This window comes from Arthrobacter sp. BC5 (genome assembly GCF_056680255.1).
In genome coordinates this window covers 247,104-266,407 of record NZ_JBWXPX010000002.1, presented here as the reverse complement: position 1 = coordinate 266,407, position 19,304 = coordinate 247,104, and the positions used below count along the sequence as shown (strand labels likewise).

The following is a 19,304-nucleotide window of genomic DNA, read 5'->3' as shown; positions in this document are numbered from 1 at the left end:
TCGTCGGGACGAGTCCAAGTCAGAGTGTCGCGGCAGTGTCAGGCAGGTTGTGAGGCAGATCGTGGGCCACAGTGTTTTCGCGTATTCGTACGGTGTTCGAACGTCCGACGGCCAGAGCGGGCACTGGTGCCAGTGCGGCGCCCCAAAGAATCAATCCGGCGATGGGCTGGTCGGCGGTCACCGGGATGTTCCAAAGATCGGCTACGAGCAGATACCAGTCTCCTCCCAGAAGACTCTCGCGGGTGGCCAGTGAAATGCCCGTGATCGTATGGAAAGTCAGAACGATCAACAGGGCCGCTGAGGTGATCTTCACCGCGCCAGGGTCGGGCGGGTACGACAGGAGTGCGTGAGAGAGCATGAAACCGATGGCCAGCGCCGCTGCAGTGATGATAATCCGTCCGCCGTTGCTGCTGACCAGCGGACCCAGTACTGGGGTGAAGTACAGGGCACCGTGGAATCCCGCATAAAGGATCGCCGCTGGCAATGGGCGCAGCAGTGTGCGCGTTAGCGTCAGGCCCGCAGCGCAAGTGAGCCATTCTTTGGTTCCCATACTTCCGTCGGACCGTGGAGCCAGCGTATGCCGGGCGAGCAGCACGGGGCAGGCAAGAGCGAACAGGACAGGCACCGCAAGGCCGACGATGACCTGCCCGGTCACGAACATGCTGGGCAGCAGCCTTGCGTAGACAGCCGGGGCGCCGTTGGTGGCCCAGAAAAGAAGCACGCAGGCCAGTACCCAACTGACGGTCCTTGAGGCCGGCCATGCCAGTCCCTGCTGTCCTGCTTTCCGCACAGCACGGACGTACCAACCCAGGAGCAGTACGGCCACAGGCGCCCAGACGACGTCGATTCTCCATTGAGTCAACCACTGCATGGCGTCAGGTTCCGGCGGTAGGGCAGCGCCCAGAAAAGATTCGGCGGCGCTCTGGACGGCGGATTCAGCGAACGGAGATGTCCGCCCCAGTGCGACGGACAACCCGAAGACGAACGCCATGATGAGAATCTCCCAGCCGGCGAACAGGGCAAAGGTTCGTCCTGCCGTGGCTTGGGAGGCCAGCCGGGTGAGGATGCGGCGCCGCTGGTACCAGCCGGCGGCACCGAGCAGGATGACGGCCGCTGTCTTGGCCAGCAGCAGGATCCCGTAGGTTCCCTCCAAGCTCGAGGCCGAAGTCAGGCGCAATACCGCCCCTGCTACGCCGGTCACCAGAACCAGGATGTAGCTCACCCCGGCAATCCGTGAATACCTTTGCGCTACCGGGGCGAAGTCCTCGCCCAGAGTTTTCCGCAGAACCACGAGTGCAACGAGGCCTCCCGTCCAGATCGTGACTCCGATGAGGTGCAGACCGAGAAGGTTCACGGCCGCTTCATGGTTCGATGCGCCATGGGCCGTGACCGTCAACGGCAGCAAGGCCAGAAGGCTGAGCAGCGTGAGGATGCCGACATGAAGGGTCCGTGTTGCCATCCAGCACCCGGTCGCGACGATCAGGGCCAGAAGGGCGCTCAAGCCCAGGGAGCGGCCCAAGTCGAAACTGATGAGGAACTGAACCATGTCCCCGCCGTTGATGCTGGAAGGGCTGGATCCTGCGATATCGGAGTAGGCGAAGGTGATACCGACCGCACCGGAAACGGCCCACAGGGAAGCCGCCACCGCTCCAAACAACACCGCCTTGGCTGCGGCCGAACCAAGGGCCCCCCGGTCCTGCGTTCGGTGAGGAAGCATGAGCGCGGCTGCCATGAGGAAACCAACAGTGAGCGCTGCCCCCGCGTCATGGAGGGCGCGGGCGACAGGGGTGCCCCACCGGGTGATCGGGCCCGGGTCGGGAAGCCCTGGACCAGGCGGTCCCGCAACGCCTGCTGCGACAAGGACCGCGACCGCGGTGAGCGGCACGAGGACCAGCACCATCACCGCCCCCACACCCCGACGCATCGTAGTGCTGGGGCTCACTGTCGCACCCCGCGCGACCGCCGGCGAAGAACTAGACCCCTGGTCAGCACGGTCAGGATGGTCACGACGGTGACCCCCGTCAGCGAACCAAGAACCAGCAGCCACCCTTGAGGGATTCGCTGAGAACGGTCCTCAGCAGCCCATACCTCGGAGTCCACGCCATTCGCGGGCGCGGCGACTGGCCCTGCGTCCGCGGCGGCGACGGAACCTGGTGCAACGGTGAACGAGAAGGCTTCGTTCACCGGATGCCCGTCACTTGCGGTGACTCTGTAGGCGATCTCCCATAGCGCTGGCTCGCCGTCGGCCTGACCGGCAGCTGCCCCTGGTGGGATACGCACCACCAAAGATGTGCCCTTCGTCTCGATCAGTGCACCGTAGGCCGGGCCATCGGATACCGAGACGGTCACGCTGGCGAACTCCAGTTCAACCTCCTCCGTGAAGTCAAGGCTCACCTGGCTCGGGGCCTCCTCCAGGGTTGAACCATCGGTCGGATCCGCTGCCAGAAGATACGTATGCGCCAAGGCAGGGCTGGCGGGAACAGGCATCATCACGAGCAGGACTGCGCCGAGCGACGCTGCCAGCATCCACAGCGGCCATAGCGCGGGGGTAGGGCCGCTTCCTGTCTTCACCAGTTCCCGGTCCATCCAGCCACTCCTTCATCACTGCCGTGGAAGCGGTGCCTCCACGACATGGTGTGCCGATCGACACGACAAATCGGACAATACTATCAGCGGTAGTAGTTTATGGCCGATAGAGCCATGGGTGTTACCCACGGTCGCCCGGAGCGGTGGAAGTCACTGTGGCGCCCCAGGTCCCTGCCGACTCGTCCACTACTAATCTGCGTAGTATGTTGCTACTATCATTCGTAGTAGTTGATGTTGTCCGAACCGATGAGAGGAACGCACATGACTTCACGTATATGGATTCCAACGATGGCAGCCGTAGGGCTTCTCGCCCTGGGAGCCGCTGCCCCATCAGTGGCCGCCGCACCTCTGGCCATCACTGCCTCGAGTCCTGCCTCGAGCGCCACCACTGAGGCGACTACCGAGCCCGCTGATAAGCATCACGGCATGAACGGCCAGGATTCCACTCCTGGCATGGCCAAGATGCACGAAAAGATGATGGACGGCAACCCGGGCATGAAGCGCATGCACGAAAAGATGATGGACGACAACCCGGGCATGAAGCGCATGCACGAGCAGATGATGGACGGGGATCTTGAGACGGACCCGGACGACATGATGTCGGACGAGATGATGTCCGACGGAATGATGTCCCCCGAGTCGGCCCCGAAGGATGAAGGAGAACTTTAATGAGTGAAGCACTGTACGCACTTGCCCTGCTCGCATGCCCTGTGGGCATGGGTCTGATGATGTGGTTCATGATGCGGGGCAGCAAAGCCGCCCCCATGCAGGCAACAACAACTGAAGACGCGGAACTGACCAAGCTGCGCGCCGAAGTCGACCAGTTGCGCGCACATCAGAACGACGCAGGCGCTGATCCCGCTCAGCCCCAGCCGGCCAAGGCGAATCTGCGATGACTGAGTGGGTTTTCCCGCTGGCTATCCTCGCGGCATCGCTGAGTGCCACCTACTTCTTCTGCCTCCGCCCCATGCGACGTGGGCACTGCGCCGGGGCCCCACGAACCCGGACCGCAGGAGCGGGCGCCGCGCCAGCAGCCCACACAGCAGAGCTCGCACAGCTGCGCGAACAGGTTGAAGCCCTGAAGGCTCAGCCGCACACGCCCTCCCGACGCTGAGGCGACATCCTCAACCGCCTGATTGTCCGGCCATGACTACCGGGTCATCGTGCACAGCGTGGCTGCAAGACCGGCACGACCGCCGGCGCTGGCATCGCGATGCCTCTGCACCGCTCACCCCCACAAAATTCCCACGGCGTGAGCGTGCACTGTGGCAGTGACCGGCCCCTGGTGCAGCAGTGGTGGTGCTTCATGACTCACTCCTGGACAGTCCACGGCCCACCCATGGCTTATCCGTGTGCCATTCGTGGACCGCATCGTCATCACCATTGAAAGGATCGGGGCGTGGAGGGGATACTCCTGTCGACCACCATCTTGGCGTCATTTCTCGGGGGCATGGTGGCCCTTTTCGCCCCGTGCTGCGTCTCGGTCATGCTGCCGGCGTTCTTCGCCACCACCTTCAGGCGGAAGACGCAGATCCTGGGGATGACATTGGTCTTCGCCGCCGGGGTTGGCACCATCATCCTGCCAATAGCGTTCGGCGCCGCAGCGCTGAGCCGGCTGCTGATCGACTATCACACGCCGATCTTCGCCGTTGGTGGTTCGTTGATGATGTTGATGGGCGGACTCATCTTGGCGGGCCGGAAGATCATGCTGCCCATGTTCTTCCGGGGTGGAGCCGGTGGAAACAACACTCGTTCCGTCTATGCGCTGGGCGCTTTTTCTGGTGCTGCCAGCGCCTGTTGCGCCCCCGTGCTGGCAGGTGTGGCAGCAGTGTCCGGTGCGGCATCATCGTTTCCGGCGGCGCTGGCGGTCGGGATTGCCTACGTGTTCGGCATGGTCGCACCCCTCTGCGTGATGGCCCTCGTCTGGGACCGGCACCGGATCGGGGAAAGGAAGTTCCTCACCGGACGAACACTGCCGCTGTTCCCCGGATCCTCCCACCGTGTCCCTGTCGCCACCTTCCTCTCGGGCGCACTCATGCTGGTCATGGGCGCACTGACCATCGCCCTCGCAGTACGCGGACCGGGAATGGCACCCGATGGCTGGGAAGTGCGTTTCTCTGCAGGCCTCACGCACTTCGTCTCCACCGTCCAGGACGCCCTTGGCTTCATCCCGGGGTGGATCACATCCCTGCTGGTCTTCGCCGCGTTGCTGTGGCTCATCACGACCGCCATCCGCCGCCGATCCACTGGTGGACGCGGCACCACAGCCCACCCGGCATCTCCGGCCTCTTCTGCGGCAGGTGTTTCTTCTGCACCACCGGCCAAAACCTGCTCCTCCGCAGGAGCAACCTGCGAGCAGGGCAGCCCCGTCACACATCCGGCCACCGGCGGGGAGCAGCCGAGCCCTGAGAACGGCCGCCCCGACCTTCGAAAGGAACCCCTCTGATGGGATCAACGAAAACGTCCGTGCCCCTCGATAAGAATCCCGCCCGGCGATCGAGCCGGCGGTCGGGATTTCTGATGTGGGCAGCCATCGTGGTCGCTGCCGTCGTCGGTTTGTTCCTGGTGTATCAGAGCTCTACCGCACCCGAACCCACCAATGCCCGGGCCGAAGGTGCCAATTATGACGTCGGGTCCCCCGGCCCCGGAGCAAAGGCTCCCGCGTTCGCCTTGCCTTCCACCCAGGGAGACACCGTGGATCTGGGTGATTACAGCGGCGAAACCACGTTGCTGTACTTCCATGAGGGACTGGGCTGCCAGCCCTGCTGGGACCAGATCAGGGACCTGGAGGAAGACCCCTCAGTTCTGCAGGACGCCGGAATCGATGCTCTTATCACCGTCACCAGCGGGCCCGCTGATCTCATCGCCCAGAAGATGTCCGACGACGGACTGCAATCGGTGGCGTTGGCCGATACGGACCTCGCAGTGTCCCAGCAGTACGAGGCGAACAAGTTCGGGATGATGGGCGACTCACGCAACGGCCACACCTTCATCCTCGTCGGCCCCGACGGCACCATCCAATGGCGCGCCGATTACGGTGGGGCTCCGGACTACACCATGTATGTCCCGGTGAACCAGCTGATGAATGACCTCGAAGCCGGGCGAACCAGCTGATGCATACCGTGACTGTCCTGACGCAGGAGAACTGCACGTGGTGCGACCAAGCGAAGGACATCCTGCAGGACGTATCCGCTGCGTACCCGCTGGTGATCGAAGAAGTGGAACTCGCCAGCGCCGAAGGCCGGGACCTGGCACTGCGCCACGGCATTGTCTTCGCACCCGGGATCCTGCTCAACGGGAAGATGTTCAGCTTCGGCCGCCTGTCCGAGAAAAAACTCCGCCGACGGCTATCCAAGGACGACAACGGCCGGCAAGGACACTAGCCCCCAAGATCTACTATGCACGATAGGATTAGTGTTCCAGGTTCTGTTGACTGCACGAAGAAAGGGTCCTGACATGCATCGTCTCGGCCAGCTCGAATCCACCATCATGGAGCGGATGTGGTCCTACCAGGGCCCGGCCGCGGTGCGCGACATCCTGGAAGACATTCAGCGGGACCGGGAAATTGCCTACATGACCGTCAAAACCGTCATGGACACGCTGCACCGCAAGGGACTGCTGGAGCGTGAACCGGACGGCCGGGCGTTCCGCTACCGTCCCACTCAGACCCGGGAGCAATACGCCGCCGCGCACATGGGTGAAGTGCTCGCCGGCGGCAGTAACCGCACGGCAACCCTGCTGCACTTCCTGGAGCAAATCCCCGCCGACGAGGTCGCGCAGCTGCGGGCAGTGCTGGACCAGGCTGAGAATGCCAAAGCCAAGGCCAGCGAGTGAGCGTCCCGCTCCTTCTTCTCACCTATGCCGTGGCCGCTGCCGCGATAGCACCGCGGCTCTCTAGGGGCACCTGGGCCGACCGGTCGCCCCGGGTCGGGATCCTTGTGTGGCAGGCGATGACAGCGACAATTATTGCAAGCGTCGTCTTCGCAGGGACAGCGCTGGCGGTGCCGGCCATGCCGTTCACCTCGAACCTCGCCGATTTCCTGCGGGCCTGCGTCATGACGCTGCGTGAGCAGTACTCCACACCGGGAGGCGCACTGGTCACAACAATCGGTGCCATCATCGCCGCTATTGTCGTGGTCCGCGTGGGCTACTGCCTGCTGGTCGAATTGGCCTCAGCGCGCCGGGCACGCAAACACCAGCTGCAGTCCCTGGCACTGCTGGCCCGCCGGGACTCCAGCGGGCAATTCCTTGTCGTCGAACATGCCGACGCGGCCGCCTACTGCCTTCCCGGACGGCAGCATGAAATCGTGTTTACCTCAGCAGCCCTCGGCGCGCTCGATAAAGGTCAGCGATCCGCGGTCCTCGCCCACGAGATGGCTCACCTTCGAAGCCGCCACCACCTCATCCTTGCCGTTGCAAACGCAACCTATCGTGCATTCCCCCGCGTCCCAGCGTTCCGCATTGCACGCGCAGAGCTGACGCGCCTCGTCGAAATGGATGCCGATGATCAGGCCGCGCGCAGCAGTAGCCGTCTGACCGTAGCCACCGCTGTCGTCCGGCTCGCCGAAGCAGGCCCCACCCCCATGCCCGCGCTCGGAGCAGGAGGCACCAGCGCCCTGGCCAGGGTGCGTCGGCTCGCTTTTCCTACAGCACCCCTTGGCGCCCTCCGTGCTGCCCTGACAATTTCCGCAGCAGCGGTGATGCTCGTCCTGCCCCTGACCGTGGCCATCACGCCGGCAGTATCCAGCGCCTACGCACAAACCTGCCCCACCGGCTTCCCCGCCTCCACCTAGCACTCCCGCTTAGCCCTCCTCGTCATCCAGCCCCCGCAAGGCCGCCTCACCGACGCCACGGGACAGCGCTCCACTTCATCCCTGGCAGAAGCCGGCACATACTATTAAGACGCGTAGTAATACTACTAAGATACATAGTAGTATGTGCTTTACAGGCGGAACCTCAAGGCGAAGGTGGTGCGGAACATGGGCGGAATGATGGACGGCGGGATGATGGGCGGCGGGATGATGGGCGGTGTGGTGATTTGGTCAGTGGTGGTGCTGCTACTTCTGGCTGTCGCAGCGGCGGCTCTGGTTCTGCTAGCTGTCAGGTCCGGCCGGTCCGGCAGGGACCAATCGTCAGACCGCTCCACCACAGGCCGGGAGGCCCGAGAGATCCTGCGTTCCAGGTATGCCACAGGCGAGATTGACGACGAGGAATACCGCCGCCGGCTCACCCTCCTGAATGAGCCCGTGTAGCGGTCAGCGAAAGCGCCCACTCCTGCACACCCGTTGGACACTGCTGTTCTGGTCCATCGCTTCATGTGCACACTCGATCACTACAGACATCCTGCGATACGCACACCCTGCCAGTCCTGGCAGTCGATGCCTGTTGTGCTGATCGTGCCCTGGACGCCCCTCCTTCAAGGCGGCGGTGCATCCGCACCACCTGATGGTGGGCAGCACGGATCTCATGCCACCTCACGGGCGACCTCCGTAATCTCCGTGATCACCCTCAACAACCACCGAATACCTAGTAAGCCTCTACGAGAAAGTACCTACGACTATGAACGATGATGCGATGAACATGGCCCCGATGGAGACGATGTTCCCGGGTTGGCTGACACCGGTGTCCTGGGTTTTCGTTGCGCTAGGGGTCATCAGCGCGGCCCTGGTGCTGTATGACATCTACGGGCGGCGCCACCGGCAGACCAACGTTGCCATGGAGCTGGTGTGGCCGATCTCCGCCCTCTATCTCGGCCCATTCGGGCTCTGGGCCTATAACCGGTGGGGCAAAACCCGCAGCAATGCCCCCGGAGGACGCGGTGCACAGCCCGAGCGTGACCTCAACGGCAGGACAGTCGCCGGCAGCACGCCCGGTGGGGCTGCTGCGACCGTAGGGCACTTCATCGGAGTTCCCCTCGTGGTGGCCAGCGGTCTGACCATCGCCGGGACGAATCTCTGGGTGCTGATTATCTTCATCGCCCTGTTGGCCATCGCATTGCTGTTCGTCTTCGAGTACTTCTTCGCCTCGTCAGCAAAGCGCGGCCCTGCGGGACGGAATGTCGGCGCCGCACTGCTGACTGCCATCATCACCGTTCTGGCCTTCGACATCGGCATGGGTGGCTGGATGCTTGCCATGCACTTCGGGAACTTCATGCCGGCACCCACCGACATCCGCTTCTTCTTCCTCATGCAGATTGGGCTCGTCCTGGGGTTCCTCACCGCATACCCGGTCGTCCGGATCCTCATCCAACGCCGCGTCAAAGTCGCCGCATAACACAACACCCCCGGCGGCCCCCCGATCCCACCGAATGGCAGTGCTGGCAGCACCCCGTGGGCTGCCAGCACTGCCATTTAAACTGCTCGAGGACCACCGGACGCCGCTACCAATGCCGTTGCCAATGAGACCGCTAAGCCCGCGGAGCTTGATGAAAGGGCCACTGAAACGGCGTCTCTGGCCTCAGGGCCAAACCTGCATCGCCCATTTTAGGGTCCTCCGTTCACTTCATTGCACCGATCGCGCTGGGCACTTCACGCTGCACATGCAGGATCGGGAAGAGCTAACCGCGGTCGAAAGGGCCAAGCTGGTGTACCTGTGACATCCAGCCGCTCCGCGTTGACGCCACAGGTTCTGAGGGAACTGTCGTCACCTTGAGAATCGCCTGACGCTGAGCATCCTCCGGATTAGAAATCATCCTGTAGTCGGCAAACGCACTAACGGATGAGGTCACGCACTGGTGAGGTTTACGTACTGGATCAGTGCCCGGGCGGATCTGCGAGCCCGGTCAGCCTGGCGGGCTTTTACTTCTTCGGGGGCTGGGGCTGCGCCGGGGGCGTGAAGCGGTTGAGGCGGGCGGAGTTGACGACGACACTGATGCTCGATAGCGCCATTGCAGCTCCAGCGACCATAGGTGAGAGCAGGGCTCCGGTGATCGGGTAGAGCAGCCCGGCTGCCAGGGGGATCGCTGCGGTGTTGTAGCCGAATGCGAGGACGAGGTTCTGGCGGATATTGCGCATGGTGGCTTTGGAGAGCGCGATCGTGTTGGTGAGCCCTGACAGTTCCCCGGACATCAAGGTCACGTCGGCGGCTTCGATGGCCACGTCGGTTCCGGTGCCGATAGCGATACCGACGTCGGCCTGCGCGAGGGCGGGGGCGTCGTTGATGCCGTCTCCGACCATGGCGACGAGTTTGCCTTCATCTTGCAGGTTCCTGATTTCGGCCGCCTTGTGTTCGGGCAGCACTTCGGCCAGCACCCGTTCGATACCTACCTGTCGGGCCACGGCGAGGGCTGTTGATTTATGGTCGCCGGTGATCATGGCGATCTCCAGGCCCTGTCTGCGCAGGCCTGCGACGGCTGATATGGAGCTGGGCTTCAGGGTGTCCGCCACCGCGATGACACCGGCTGGGCTGCCGTCGACGGCCACGAACATTGGAGTCTTGCCCTCACCAGCGAACCGTTCAGCGGCTTCTGCAAGACCTGTGATGGGTATTCCCTTGTCCCTGAGCAGGGCCGCGTTACCGATGAGGATCTGTTGTTGGTCGACGGTGGAACGGATGCCTTTACCGGTGATCGATTCGAAGCCGGTGGCCGACGTGAGTAGTGCCCCGCTGTTGCGGGCGCCTTCGGTGATCGCTGCCGCCAACGGGTGTTCGCTGTCCGCTTCGGCTGAACCAGCAAGGTGGAGCAGCTCGGTTTCGTCGATGCCATCGGCAGGGAAGATGTCGGTGAGGGCGGGTTTGCCCTGGGTGAGGGTGCCGGTCTTGTCCAGCACAACGGTGTGCAGTTTGTGGACCGTTTCCAGGGCTGCGGCGCTTTTGATCAGTACCCCTAGGGATGCGCCTTTACCTGTGGCGACCATGATCGACAGGGGTGTGGCCAGGCCCAGTGCGCAGGGGCAGGCAATGATGAGGACGCTGACGGCCGCGACGATCGCCAGCGGAAGCGAACTGGCGAGAACGAACCACAGCACGAACGTGCTGATGGCGATGAAGACAACCGCCGGGACGAAGTATCCCGATACGGTGTCGGCGAGGCGTTGGATGGGGGCCTTGGTGCTTTGGGCTTCCTGCACGAGTCTGATGATTTGGGCCAGAGCGGTATCGGATCCGACCCGGGTGGCGCGCATCGTGAACACGCCTGTCGTATTGACCGTTGCCCCGATGACTGTATCGCCCTGGCTTTTGGTCACCGGAAGACTTTCGCCCGTGACCATCGATTCATCAATGGATGAGCGCCCTTCGGTGATTTCACCGTCCACGGGCACTTTCTCTCCTGGCCGAACCTTGACGCTGTCCCCGACGCGCACGTCCTCCACCGGTGTTTCCACTTCCTGCCCGTCCCGCAGGACGCGGGCCGTGGCCGGAGTCAGGGCAACCAAGGCGCGGATGGCGTCTCCGGTTCCTGCCCGGGCGCGGGCTTCCACCAGCCTGCCCAGCAGGATGATCGTGATGATGAAACTCACGACTTCGTAGTAGAGGTCCCTGACGCCTTCAGGGAGGATCTGCGGGGCGAAGGTCGCAACCAGGCTGTAAAGGAACGCAGCCGTGGTTCCCAGGGTGATCAGGCTGTTCATTTCAGCGGAACGGTTTCCCAGGGCCCGCCACCCGATCCGGTGGATGGGCCAGCCGACGAACAGCATCACCGGGAGTGTGAGGGCCAGCTGAACAAAAGGGTTCTCCAGGAGGTCGGGCACGTACTGCTCGCCCACCAGCTCGTAAACCATCACCGCGTATAGCACCGGCAGGGTCAACACTGCCCCCAACGTGACCCGCCACCGTAGGTCCTTCAGCTCAGCTTTGCGTGCTTCGGCTTCAGCGTCCTCGGTCGATGCCGAGCCCGGCTCGGGGCGCAGGCGTGCGGGGAATCCTGTGGAGTCGGCGATTGCGCGCTCGAGCGTAGCAACGTCCACCTGGTCGGCGTCATACGTCACTACCGCGCGTTCGGCGCCGAAATTGACCACGGCGGACCCCACTCCTGCGAGAGAGCGGAGTTCGGCCTCGCTGCGTTCGGTATCAATGGGCAGGCTGCTCAACGCTCCGGGCAGCATGAACTCGGCGCGCTGGTAATGATCCTGCAGCTCCAGTGTCGGCCCGACCCCTACAGCCCTGGCCGTCCTGCTGCCACCACGACCACCGCTGTCATTGCCGCCGCCATTACCGGCGTTACTGCTGGTGTCATCACCATTCGGACTGGTTGATGTCGTACCGGTAGATTCGCCCGCGCCGTTCTCAGCGCTTTCGTTGCTGGCGGGTGCTTCGACGAGGAGTGTGCCGTGCAGCATGTTCATCCCGCATGCCCACGGGTATTCTCCCGGTTCCTCAACCATCAGATCGACTGTCGTGGTGCCGAACGCTGCCAGGGAGGCGCTCTTGCGCAAATCGGGGAAAACGACGCGACTGGTGCAGTCACTGTTGTCCTGCCTGTCGAACCGAAGCTGGACCGGGACGCCCGCGGTCACCCGGATCAGATCAGGGGAATAGCCACCGCGGACCGTTATATCGGCAACCTGCACTCCCGCCCGAACCAACGCGACCTCCGCCTTGCGCGGAGCGAAAAAGTACCATGCGAGGAACCCGATCGCCAGAACACCACCGACGATGACAGCGACATCAACTAGATCCATGGAACGCCTCTCCTGTCATCAGCACCCACCCGACCAAAGCTTGGCCATAGTGTCGTCAATCAGATTTCTACTATAGACGATAGTATTACCTCTTGCGGCATGTAATGCTCATGACGAACCGGAGTAATGAAGGGTGGAATCGGTGGTGCATCCACAGACACGCGGCCGGAGTGTGGCCCAAACCCGCCAGCTAGGGGCAGCGCCCTATGGCACCCGAAGGACCGCCCGCGTCGCAGGTGCTATCACCCTCACCGCCGCACTGTTCCTGGCAGGATGCGCGGCCCCTGATTCATTGGCTCAGCAAGCATCATCAGGGGACAACAAGAACTACATCGCAGGAGACGGCTCGGTGTCTGAGTTTGCCGCCGGCGACCGGGGCGACCCCATACCCCTTGAAGCAACCCTCCTGGATGGAAGCACGATCAGCACAGCCGACCTGCAGGGCCAGGTGACCGTGTTGAACTTCTGGTACGCGGCATGTGCACCATGCCGTGTAGAAGCACCGGACCTGGAAGCTCTTCACCAGGAATTTTTGGGTCAGGGCGTGGAATTCTACGGCGTCAACGTCCGCGATGAAGCCCAGACCGCGGCCGCGTTCGAGCGGAACTTTGGCATTTCCTACCCGAGCATGCTCGACACCGACGGCCGCATCCTGCTGGGACTTAGCGAAATGGTTCCCCCGCAGGCCGTCCCCACAACCTTGGTACTGGACAAACAAGGCAGGATTTCGGCGCGGATACTTGGCATCACCGAAAAAAGCACCCTCAAAGCGCTGATCACAACCGCGTCCAGCGAGTCCTAGCCACATCAGCGCAGCAAGCCTGCAACACGGTACAGGTGCGTCGCACGGTACAACCCACTCTCGTCTGTGAACTACCGTCAACGCTCAGCAATATCGGCGTTTAAGGAGTCTCTCTCGCTGTTGAAATGGACAAAGGAGCTTTTCCTGTACCGCAGGCCCCTGCTAGCTGATCGTGTCGAGGTGATGTCCGCCGGTAAGATAACCGCGGCCGCGATGTAATAGCTGACTGCCTTGGACTAATCCATGAAGACGCGGGAGCGGCGAGGCAGGTCGAAAGGCATGCATCAACCTTACCGGCGCCCGGCCTCACTTCCTCGACGTGCAACGTGGCGGCTTCTGTGCCGGCGCGCCGAGCAATGGGGTGGTCGAAGGCAGATTCAGTGCCGTGCGGGAATGTGCGATCGAACCGTCGCACTCCGATGAAGGACCGGGTTCAGAGAGCAACTTACAACGCTCCCTCGACCAGGCCCTCCAACAACGCTTCGATCGTTATGCGGTGACGTTACCTAGGCGTCGAATAAGTGCTCGGACTGCTGGGAACGCGGTGAGAAAACCTAGGACGAGCCCGATCTGCATAAGGAAGAAGAAGCGGATGTCGGTGGGCTCAGGCATAAAGTTCCCGAAGTGCATGGCCAGCATCCATCTACCCATGCCAATGTCAGATGCCGACCACAGCATGAACAGTCCGCCCTGGCTTCACCTGTCTCGGTCATGATTCATCCCAAAACCACCACTTCAGACACAGGTCTTCCCGCACACCTAATCATCGAAGGAGATCCCTCCCACGGGCGGGAAAGAGCGTACAGACTAAACTCCACTCCGAGTTCGCGGTCGCGAAGCTTGAGCGCTGGGCTAGAGCGCGCGACTCGCTACCGATGATCTCTTCGCCCGATCAGCGACAGTCAATCAACTACCGCCTGATCATAGAAGCGGCGCTACGCCCTCAACGTAGCGGCACTTCTTCCGGAGACCGGTCAGACGCGTCCCAACCTCTGGCAGAGCGAGATCATCCGTCCGTCTTAGTGCGCCTCAGGAGCTCTGGCATGGCCGGGCGTTTACAGGAAGGATCAAACTCGCCCGTCAGGGCCTTCTAATGCGCCTACCGTGTAGGAGGTGGGGTAGTTTCACGGAATTAAGGAGTGGACATGGCGAGACCGGGTGCAGCATCCACGGAGAATCAGGGGGACGTTCCCCCATCGATCGTGTTGCCTGGTGTGCTTCTGGGGATCGGTTTGGGCGGGTTCGTGGACGGGATTCTGCTGCATCAGATTTTGCAGTGGCATCACATGCTCTCCAGTTCCGACACAGCCAACATCGATATTGGTTCCTACCCGGTTACTACCGTTCACGGGCTGCAGATGAACACGCTGTGGGATGGGTTCTTCCATGCCGTGACATGGTTGGCGGTGCTCATCGGACTGGGAATCCTTTACTCCAGGGTCATTGAGTCCCGGGGCCGTGTATGGGCCTCCAGGGTTTTGTGGGGGTGGGTCCTGCTCGGTTTCGGGACTTTCAATCTTGTTGAAGGTCTCGTAAATCACCACATTCTGGGTATTCACCACGTGATTAGCGGCCCGTACCAGACCCTGGCGGACATTTTGTTCTTGGTCTTCGGGGTGCTCCTAGTTGTGGGCGGGTGGCTGCTGCAGCGCTCCGGTAAGCCCGTGGATTACGTATCGACGGGTCGTTCTGCCGCCGCCAACAGCTGATGGACTCGAACGACGGAACTCATGGTGCCCACGTTGGGAACGGCGCTGGAGCGTTAGAGGTCGGCGTACCGCTGTTCCTGCTCGCGGTCCTGCTCCTGGGCTACGTGGTGCTCGCCCGCAAGCGGAGCGTGGAGCCGCGGGGCTGGAGCTCATGGCGCACCGCATCGTTCGCCGTCGGGGTGGTGCTGCTCGCACTGGGGTTAGTGCCTCAGTCGGGGCCCTATCCGCAAGGCAGTCTGCCCTCCCACATGTACCAGCATCTACTGATCGGAATGTATGCGCCTATCGGGCTGGTCCTCGGCGCGCCGATCACTTTGCTGCTGCGTTCCCTGCCCCGACGGTATGGGAAAATCCTGGGTCGGACCCTCGCGTCCGGGCCACTGCATTTTCTCGCTCATCCCGTGACCGCACTGGTCCTGAACGTTGGAGGGCTGGTTGTCCTGTACTTTACGCCGCTCTATGAGACCGTCACGCGGACACCGGCGCTGCACTGGGCGGTTCACGCTCATTTCCTTGCTGCCGGGTACCTTTTCACCTGGGTGATCGCCGGCCCCGACCCCGCGCCGCGGCGGCCCTCGGTTCCGGCCCGGCTCGTCGTACTTGGCGTCGCCATCACCGCACATGCCGTTATTTCCCAGCTGCTCTACGCCGGACTCTTCGTCCAGGTCACCGCGCCGGTCATCGAACTGCGCCAGGCCGGAAATCTGATGTACTACGGCGGAGACATCGCCGAACTGATCCTCGCTTTCGCCATGGTTTCGGTGTGGCGGCCAGACCCCCGCCGCCGCCGCACACTGGCAGGGATGAAAGCCTCGCCCGACACTCGGACCTGACACTGCCCTTCCGGTTGAATCGCCTTAGGTTTTCGAGACAGTATGAACGAGCGGCTGTGGGATTGATGCTGCATTTTCTATGAGGGTCTGCAACGTCGCTTTCAGCGAGTCCTAGGATGCGAGTGATAAGACAAATACTCATGTCGAGGACGAACTTTCCCGGGTCGGACCTAGTCTGTCCGGCACTCACGACGCTGTTTTACTTAGGTTAGCCTTATCTAATATGCTAGCTCGGGTGACCACGCAGCTAGATTCCGCGCGGGTGTCCTTTGCCGCTGATCTCGCGAGCTACGGGGACAGGCCCGCCATTTTTACCGATAACCTGACCTTGACATACCGAGAGTTGGCCGATCGTGTTGGTGCCCTTGCCTTCCGTCTCGGCCCAGTACGGCGCCTCGTGGCACTCGCTGCGGTCAATGACCTGGACTCGCTCGTTGCCTACCTGGCAGCCCTGACGTCCGGCCACCCGCTAATCCTCCTTCCGGGAGACAAACCCGCCGCCTTGGAGTCCCTCATTGAGGCCTATGATCCCGACGTCACGCTGCGCTCCGGGGACGGGCAGATCATCTTTGAGGAGTTCAGGCCCGGCACACGGCACGAACTGCACCCCAACCTGGCCCTCCTGCTCAGTACGTCCGGCTCCACGGGTTCACCCAAGCTTGTGCGTCTTTCGCATGCCAACCTGCAAGCCAACGCCGAGTCCATTGCTGCCTACCTGAACATCAGCTCGGACGACCGTGCGGCTACGACGCTTGCCATGTCCTACTGTTACGGACTCTCAGTAATCAATAGTCACCTGCTTCGCGGGGCCGGGCTGGTACTGACCGACCTGTCCGTCGTTGACCCGTGCTTCTGGGAGTTGTTTCGAAACAGTGGAGCGACGGCATTCGCGGCCGTTCCCTACACTTTTGAGCTTTTGGACCGGGTGGGCTTCGCGGACATGGAGTTGTCGAGCTTGCGCTACATCACCCAGGCTGGAGGCCGGCTTGCACCGGAGATGGTGCGACGTTATGCCGAGCTCGGCCGCCGGCAGAAGTGGGAACTGTTCGTGATGTACGGCCAGACAGAGGCCACAGCCCGGATGGCTTACCTGCCACCTGAATTGGCAGCCATCGTCCCGGGCGCCATCGGCGTTCCCGTACCCGGGGGTTCGTTCCGCATCGACCCCGTTCCCGGACTGGAGCATGGCGAACTCGTGTACACCGGCCCGAATGTCATGCTCGGCTACGCCGAAACCCCGGAGGATCTCGCTGCAGGCAGGACGATTAGCGAACTGCGTACGGGCGACCTTGCCCGGAAGCATCCCGCCGGCGTCTACGAAGTGGTGGGGCGACGTAACCGGTTCGTCAAAATTGTGGGACTGCGCGTTGATCTCGGACAGGTGGAACGGGCTCTGGCGGACCTCGGCATGCAGGCTGCCAGCGCAGGGACAGACGACGGCCTGGTCGTTGCCGTCGAAGGTGACCACGACACGCACCTACTGGGCAAGGTCCTGGCACAGGACATCGGGTTGCCACGGGCTGCCATTGAAGTGCACACCGTTGACCACCTCCCCAGGCTGAGTACCGGGAAACTGGACTACCAGGCAGTCCTTGCCCTTTGCCGAGCTGAACCAGCGGAGCCTGAACCCGGAACCGCCGCCGTGACCGGGCCTGATAACGTCAGGACGATCTTCGAGGACATTTTAGAACGCGCCGACATTGCGGAAAGCGACACATTCGTGTCACTGGGTGGGGACTCACTGTCCTACGTGGCCGCGTCCGTCAGGCTCGAGCAGGCTCTGGGGTATCTGCCGCCGGATTGGCATGTAACGTCTGTCCGGGACTTGGAGCCGCGGCCCCGCGAAGTACCGGTATGGAAGCTGCGGCGGTTCTTCGCGCCAATGGAAACGAGCATCGTGTTGAGGGCGGTGTCGATTGTGCTGATTGTCAGTACCCACGTTGGCTTGTTCAGCTGGCAGGGCACAGCCCACGTGCTCATGGCAGTTGCCGGATACAACTTCGCCAGGTTCCAGCTGGCCGGTGAGCGGTCCGCGCGCTTGCGGCGGCAACTGATCGGCCTGGCCAGGGTCGTCGTGCCGAGTGTCGCCTTCATTACGGTGGCCTACCTGATCACGGACAAGTACGGCCTAGCGAACATTGTGCTTCTCAATGCCATCATCGGTCCGGAGGCGGTAACCACCCAGTGGCACTTCTGGTTCATCGAAGTACTTGTTTACCTGCTGATGGGAATGACAGCCTTGCTCGCAATTCCGTGGGCGGACCGAATCGAGCGGCGCTTGCCCCTGCTTTTCCCCTTGGTCCTCACCGGCGCGGGACTGCTCACCCGGTACGAGCTGGTCGACCTCGATATTGCGCATACGGCGCCAGCACTTTGGCTCTTCGCGCTGGGCTGGGCCATTGCGCGGACCCGCAACGTGATCCAACGCTGCATCGTCTCAGCCGTTGCAGCCCTGACCGTTCCGGGATTCTTTGAGAATGCTGACAGGGAGGGAACACTGCTGGTGGGGATCCTGCTGCTCATCTGGGTGCCCAGCATCCCGGTGCCCAGAGGCTTCCGCCGCCTGACGATGTTGCTAGCCAGCGCCTCTCTATACGCGTATCTGGTTCATTGGTTGGTTTACCCGCCCCTGGTCTCAATCAGTCCGGTACTGGCCGTGGCAGCATCACTGACCGCCGGAATAGCGTACTGGGCGTTGTGCATGCGCGTGATGAGCGCAGTCAGCCAGTTACGGACCAGTTCAAAGAGTTCCATTCCAGAACCAATCTCGCAGGTCTAGTCCTCGGAGAAATGCTTCGCCTCGTCAGAGGGCAGTTCTCCGGTTGATGGAATGCCGCGGGGGTAGTTATCCATCGGCAACGTAGGCCATGAATGCTCTCAGACCACTCCCGCAAGGTGATTGCCAGAGCTACCGATGGCGCTACAGTGCGCGGGTGCTGACAGGAAGCCCGAGATTTTTGGCGAATATTTTGTCCAGGTACTTTACAGATTCGACTTGTATGCTTGCATCATCTTCATATGCGATGAGGATTGACCCGGCCTGCCGGGTCCGAGCGTCGACGAACATTCGGAACCTTCACCCCCGATGTCCGTCGGCGCTCCTTCATGTACAGTCCCCTCGTATTCAATTTGTGCTTCAGGGAGCATCACCTTGATTTTGATGTGTCCCAGCGTCACGGTCGTATCGTCCGCCGTGGCAACCAAAACCCCGAGGTCGCTATGCCGACGCAGGAACAAGGGCAACACCTGTCAGCGCCGCGAACTGGGCTTCATTGCTCACCCGTTGCCGCTGTCTCCCAACGGGACGAGCAGTTGGGATGCGACATCGGTACCAACACCAGGCAGGTCCTGCAGCATCGGCGCGTAGGAGTCCAGGATGAGCTGCAATTGAGCGGTGACTTCTTCAATCTCGACGGTCAGGTGCTGATACCGGGTGGACAAAGGTTTACAGCACCCGTGCTGTCACGTAATAGGGGTCGGCGGGGTGCCCTGAAGGTCTGGCACGAACCATCGCCCCGATCATGGGGACCCGCGCGGCCTGGCTGTCGATCATCGGATACCTCTGCATTGTCTTCAACTTCACGATCGTCAACATCTAGTTCTCGGGACTGTACAGCTACTCAGGGGTTTAACCGGACGCCCTGCACGGGGAGCGGGGTGAGATCCTTCCCTGTGTCCTGCCCTGAGCCGCGCCGTACCCCTCCGTCCCACGGCACGCTGCCGCGGAGTGAGAGCAAACCCAGCCCGTCCTCGG

The 19,304-nt window shown here is 62.2% G+C and carries 17 protein-coding genes; 13 read left to right on the top strand and 4 right to left on the bottom strand.

The features are described from left to right. Positions 1-19: 19 nt before the first annotated feature. Together AC1MFI_RS18850 and AC1MFI_RS18845 are read right to left on the bottom strand one after the other, a co-directional pair. Positions 20-1,732, bottom strand: a complete 1,713-nt coding sequence (locus AC1MFI_RS18850; protein WP_479821270.1) for a bifunctional copper resistance protein CopD/cytochrome c oxidase assembly protein — start codon at positions 1,730-1,732, stop codon at positions 20-22. 206 nt (positions 1,733-1,938) lie between these two features. After that, positions 1,939-2,586 carry a copper resistance CopC family protein gene (locus AC1MFI_RS18845; RefSeq protein WP_479821269.1) on the bottom strand — a complete coding sequence of 216 codons (648 nt, stop codon included), beginning with the start codon at positions 2,584-2,586 and terminating at the stop codon, positions 1,939-1,941. A 261-nt stretch (positions 2,587-2,847) separates the two neighbouring features. Between AC1MFI_RS18845 and AC1MFI_RS18840 the strand changes: the two genes are divergently transcribed. From AC1MFI_RS18840 to AC1MFI_RS18800, 9 genes are all read left to right on the top strand, one after another. Continuing rightward, positions 2,848-3,255, top strand: coding sequence for a hypothetical protein (locus AC1MFI_RS18840; protein ID WP_479821268.1), 408 nt, complete (start codon positions 2,848-2,850; stop codon positions 3,253-3,255). Next, positions 3,255-3,482, top strand: coding sequence for a hypothetical protein (locus AC1MFI_RS18835; RefSeq protein WP_479821267.1), 228 nt, complete (start codon positions 3,255-3,257; stop codon positions 3,480-3,482). Before AC1MFI_RS18840 ends, AC1MFI_RS18835 begins: the two co-directional genes overlap by 1 nt. A gap of 503 nt (positions 3,483-3,985) precedes the next feature. After that, the gene (locus AC1MFI_RS18830; protein WP_479821266.1) at positions 3,986-5,032 is read left to right on the top strand and encodes a cytochrome c biogenesis CcdA family protein; all 1,047 of its coding nucleotides are present in this window, start codon (positions 3,986-3,988) and stop codon (positions 5,030-5,032) included. 89 nt (positions 5,033-5,121) lie between these two features. Further along, entirely contained in the window at positions 5,122-5,700 is a 579-nt protein-coding gene (locus AC1MFI_RS18825) for a peroxiredoxin family protein (RefSeq protein WP_479821265.1), read from the top strand. Continuing rightward, complete coding sequence (locus AC1MFI_RS18820) at positions 5,700-5,969, top strand: thioredoxin family protein (RefSeq protein ID WP_479821264.1); 270 nt, start codon at positions 5,700-5,702, stop codon at positions 5,967-5,969. Before AC1MFI_RS18825 ends, AC1MFI_RS18820 begins: the two co-directional genes overlap by 1 nt. Positions 5,970-6,042: 73 nt before the next feature. After that, positions 6,043-6,420, top strand: a complete 378-nt coding sequence (locus AC1MFI_RS18815) for a BlaI/MecI/CopY family transcriptional regulator (RefSeq protein WP_479821262.1) — start codon at positions 6,043-6,045, stop codon at positions 6,418-6,420. A 116-nt stretch (positions 6,421-6,536) separates the two neighbouring features. After that, entirely contained in the window at positions 6,537-7,379 is an 843-nt protein-coding gene (locus AC1MFI_RS18810; protein WP_479821261.1) for a M56 family metallopeptidase, read from the top strand. Positions 7,380-7,565: 186 nt separating this feature from the next. Next, positions 7,566-7,838, top strand: a complete 273-nt coding sequence (locus AC1MFI_RS18805; protein ID WP_479821259.1) for an SHOCT domain-containing protein — start codon at positions 7,566-7,568, stop codon at positions 7,836-7,838. 322 nt (positions 7,839-8,160) lie between these two features. Then, a complete protein-coding gene (locus AC1MFI_RS18800; protein ID WP_479821257.1) occupies positions 8,161-8,859 on the top strand; it encodes a DUF4396 domain-containing protein in 699 nt (232 codons plus the stop codon). A gap of 524 nt (positions 8,860-9,383) precedes the next feature. Here AC1MFI_RS18800 and AC1MFI_RS18795 read toward each other — a convergent pair. Next, entirely contained in the window at positions 9,384-12,206 is a 2,823-nt protein-coding gene (locus tag AC1MFI_RS18795) for a heavy metal translocating P-type ATPase (protein ID WP_479821255.1), read from the bottom strand. 172 nt (positions 12,207-12,378) lie between these two features. Between AC1MFI_RS18795 and AC1MFI_RS18790 the strand changes: the two genes are divergently transcribed. Further along, the gene (locus tag AC1MFI_RS18790) at positions 12,379-13,008 is read left to right on the top strand and encodes a TlpA disulfide reductase family protein (protein ID WP_479821253.1); all 630 of its coding nucleotides are present in this window, start codon (positions 12,379-12,381) and stop codon (positions 13,006-13,008) included. A gap of 489 nt (positions 13,009-13,497) precedes the next feature. Here AC1MFI_RS18790 and AC1MFI_RS18785 read toward each other — a convergent pair whose 3' ends face one another. Then, positions 13,498-13,659: a DUF4396 domain-containing protein gene (locus AC1MFI_RS18785; protein ID WP_479821291.1), complete on the bottom strand. Its 162-nt coding sequence runs from the start codon at positions 13,657-13,659 to the stop codon at positions 13,498-13,500. 494 nt (positions 13,660-14,153) lie between these two features. Between AC1MFI_RS18785 and AC1MFI_RS18780 the strand changes: the two genes are divergently transcribed. From AC1MFI_RS18780 to AC1MFI_RS18770, 3 genes are all read left to right on the top strand, one after another. Further along, complete coding sequence (locus AC1MFI_RS18780; RefSeq protein ID WP_479821251.1) at positions 14,154-14,717, top strand: DUF2243 domain-containing protein; 564 nt, start codon at positions 14,154-14,156, stop codon at positions 14,715-14,717. Beyond that, positions 14,717-15,550, top strand: a complete 834-nt coding sequence (locus AC1MFI_RS18775) for a cytochrome c oxidase assembly protein (protein ID WP_479821250.1) — start codon at positions 14,717-14,719, stop codon at positions 15,548-15,550. The genes AC1MFI_RS18780 and AC1MFI_RS18775 overlap by 1 nt, the downstream gene beginning before the upstream one ends. A 235-nt stretch (positions 15,551-15,785) precedes the next feature. After that, positions 15,786-18,329: an AMP-binding protein gene (locus tag AC1MFI_RS18770; RefSeq protein WP_479821249.1), complete on the top strand. Its 2,544-nt coding sequence runs from the start codon at positions 15,786-15,788 to the stop codon at positions 18,327-18,329. The last annotated feature ends 975 nt before the right edge of the window (positions 18,330-19,304 follow it).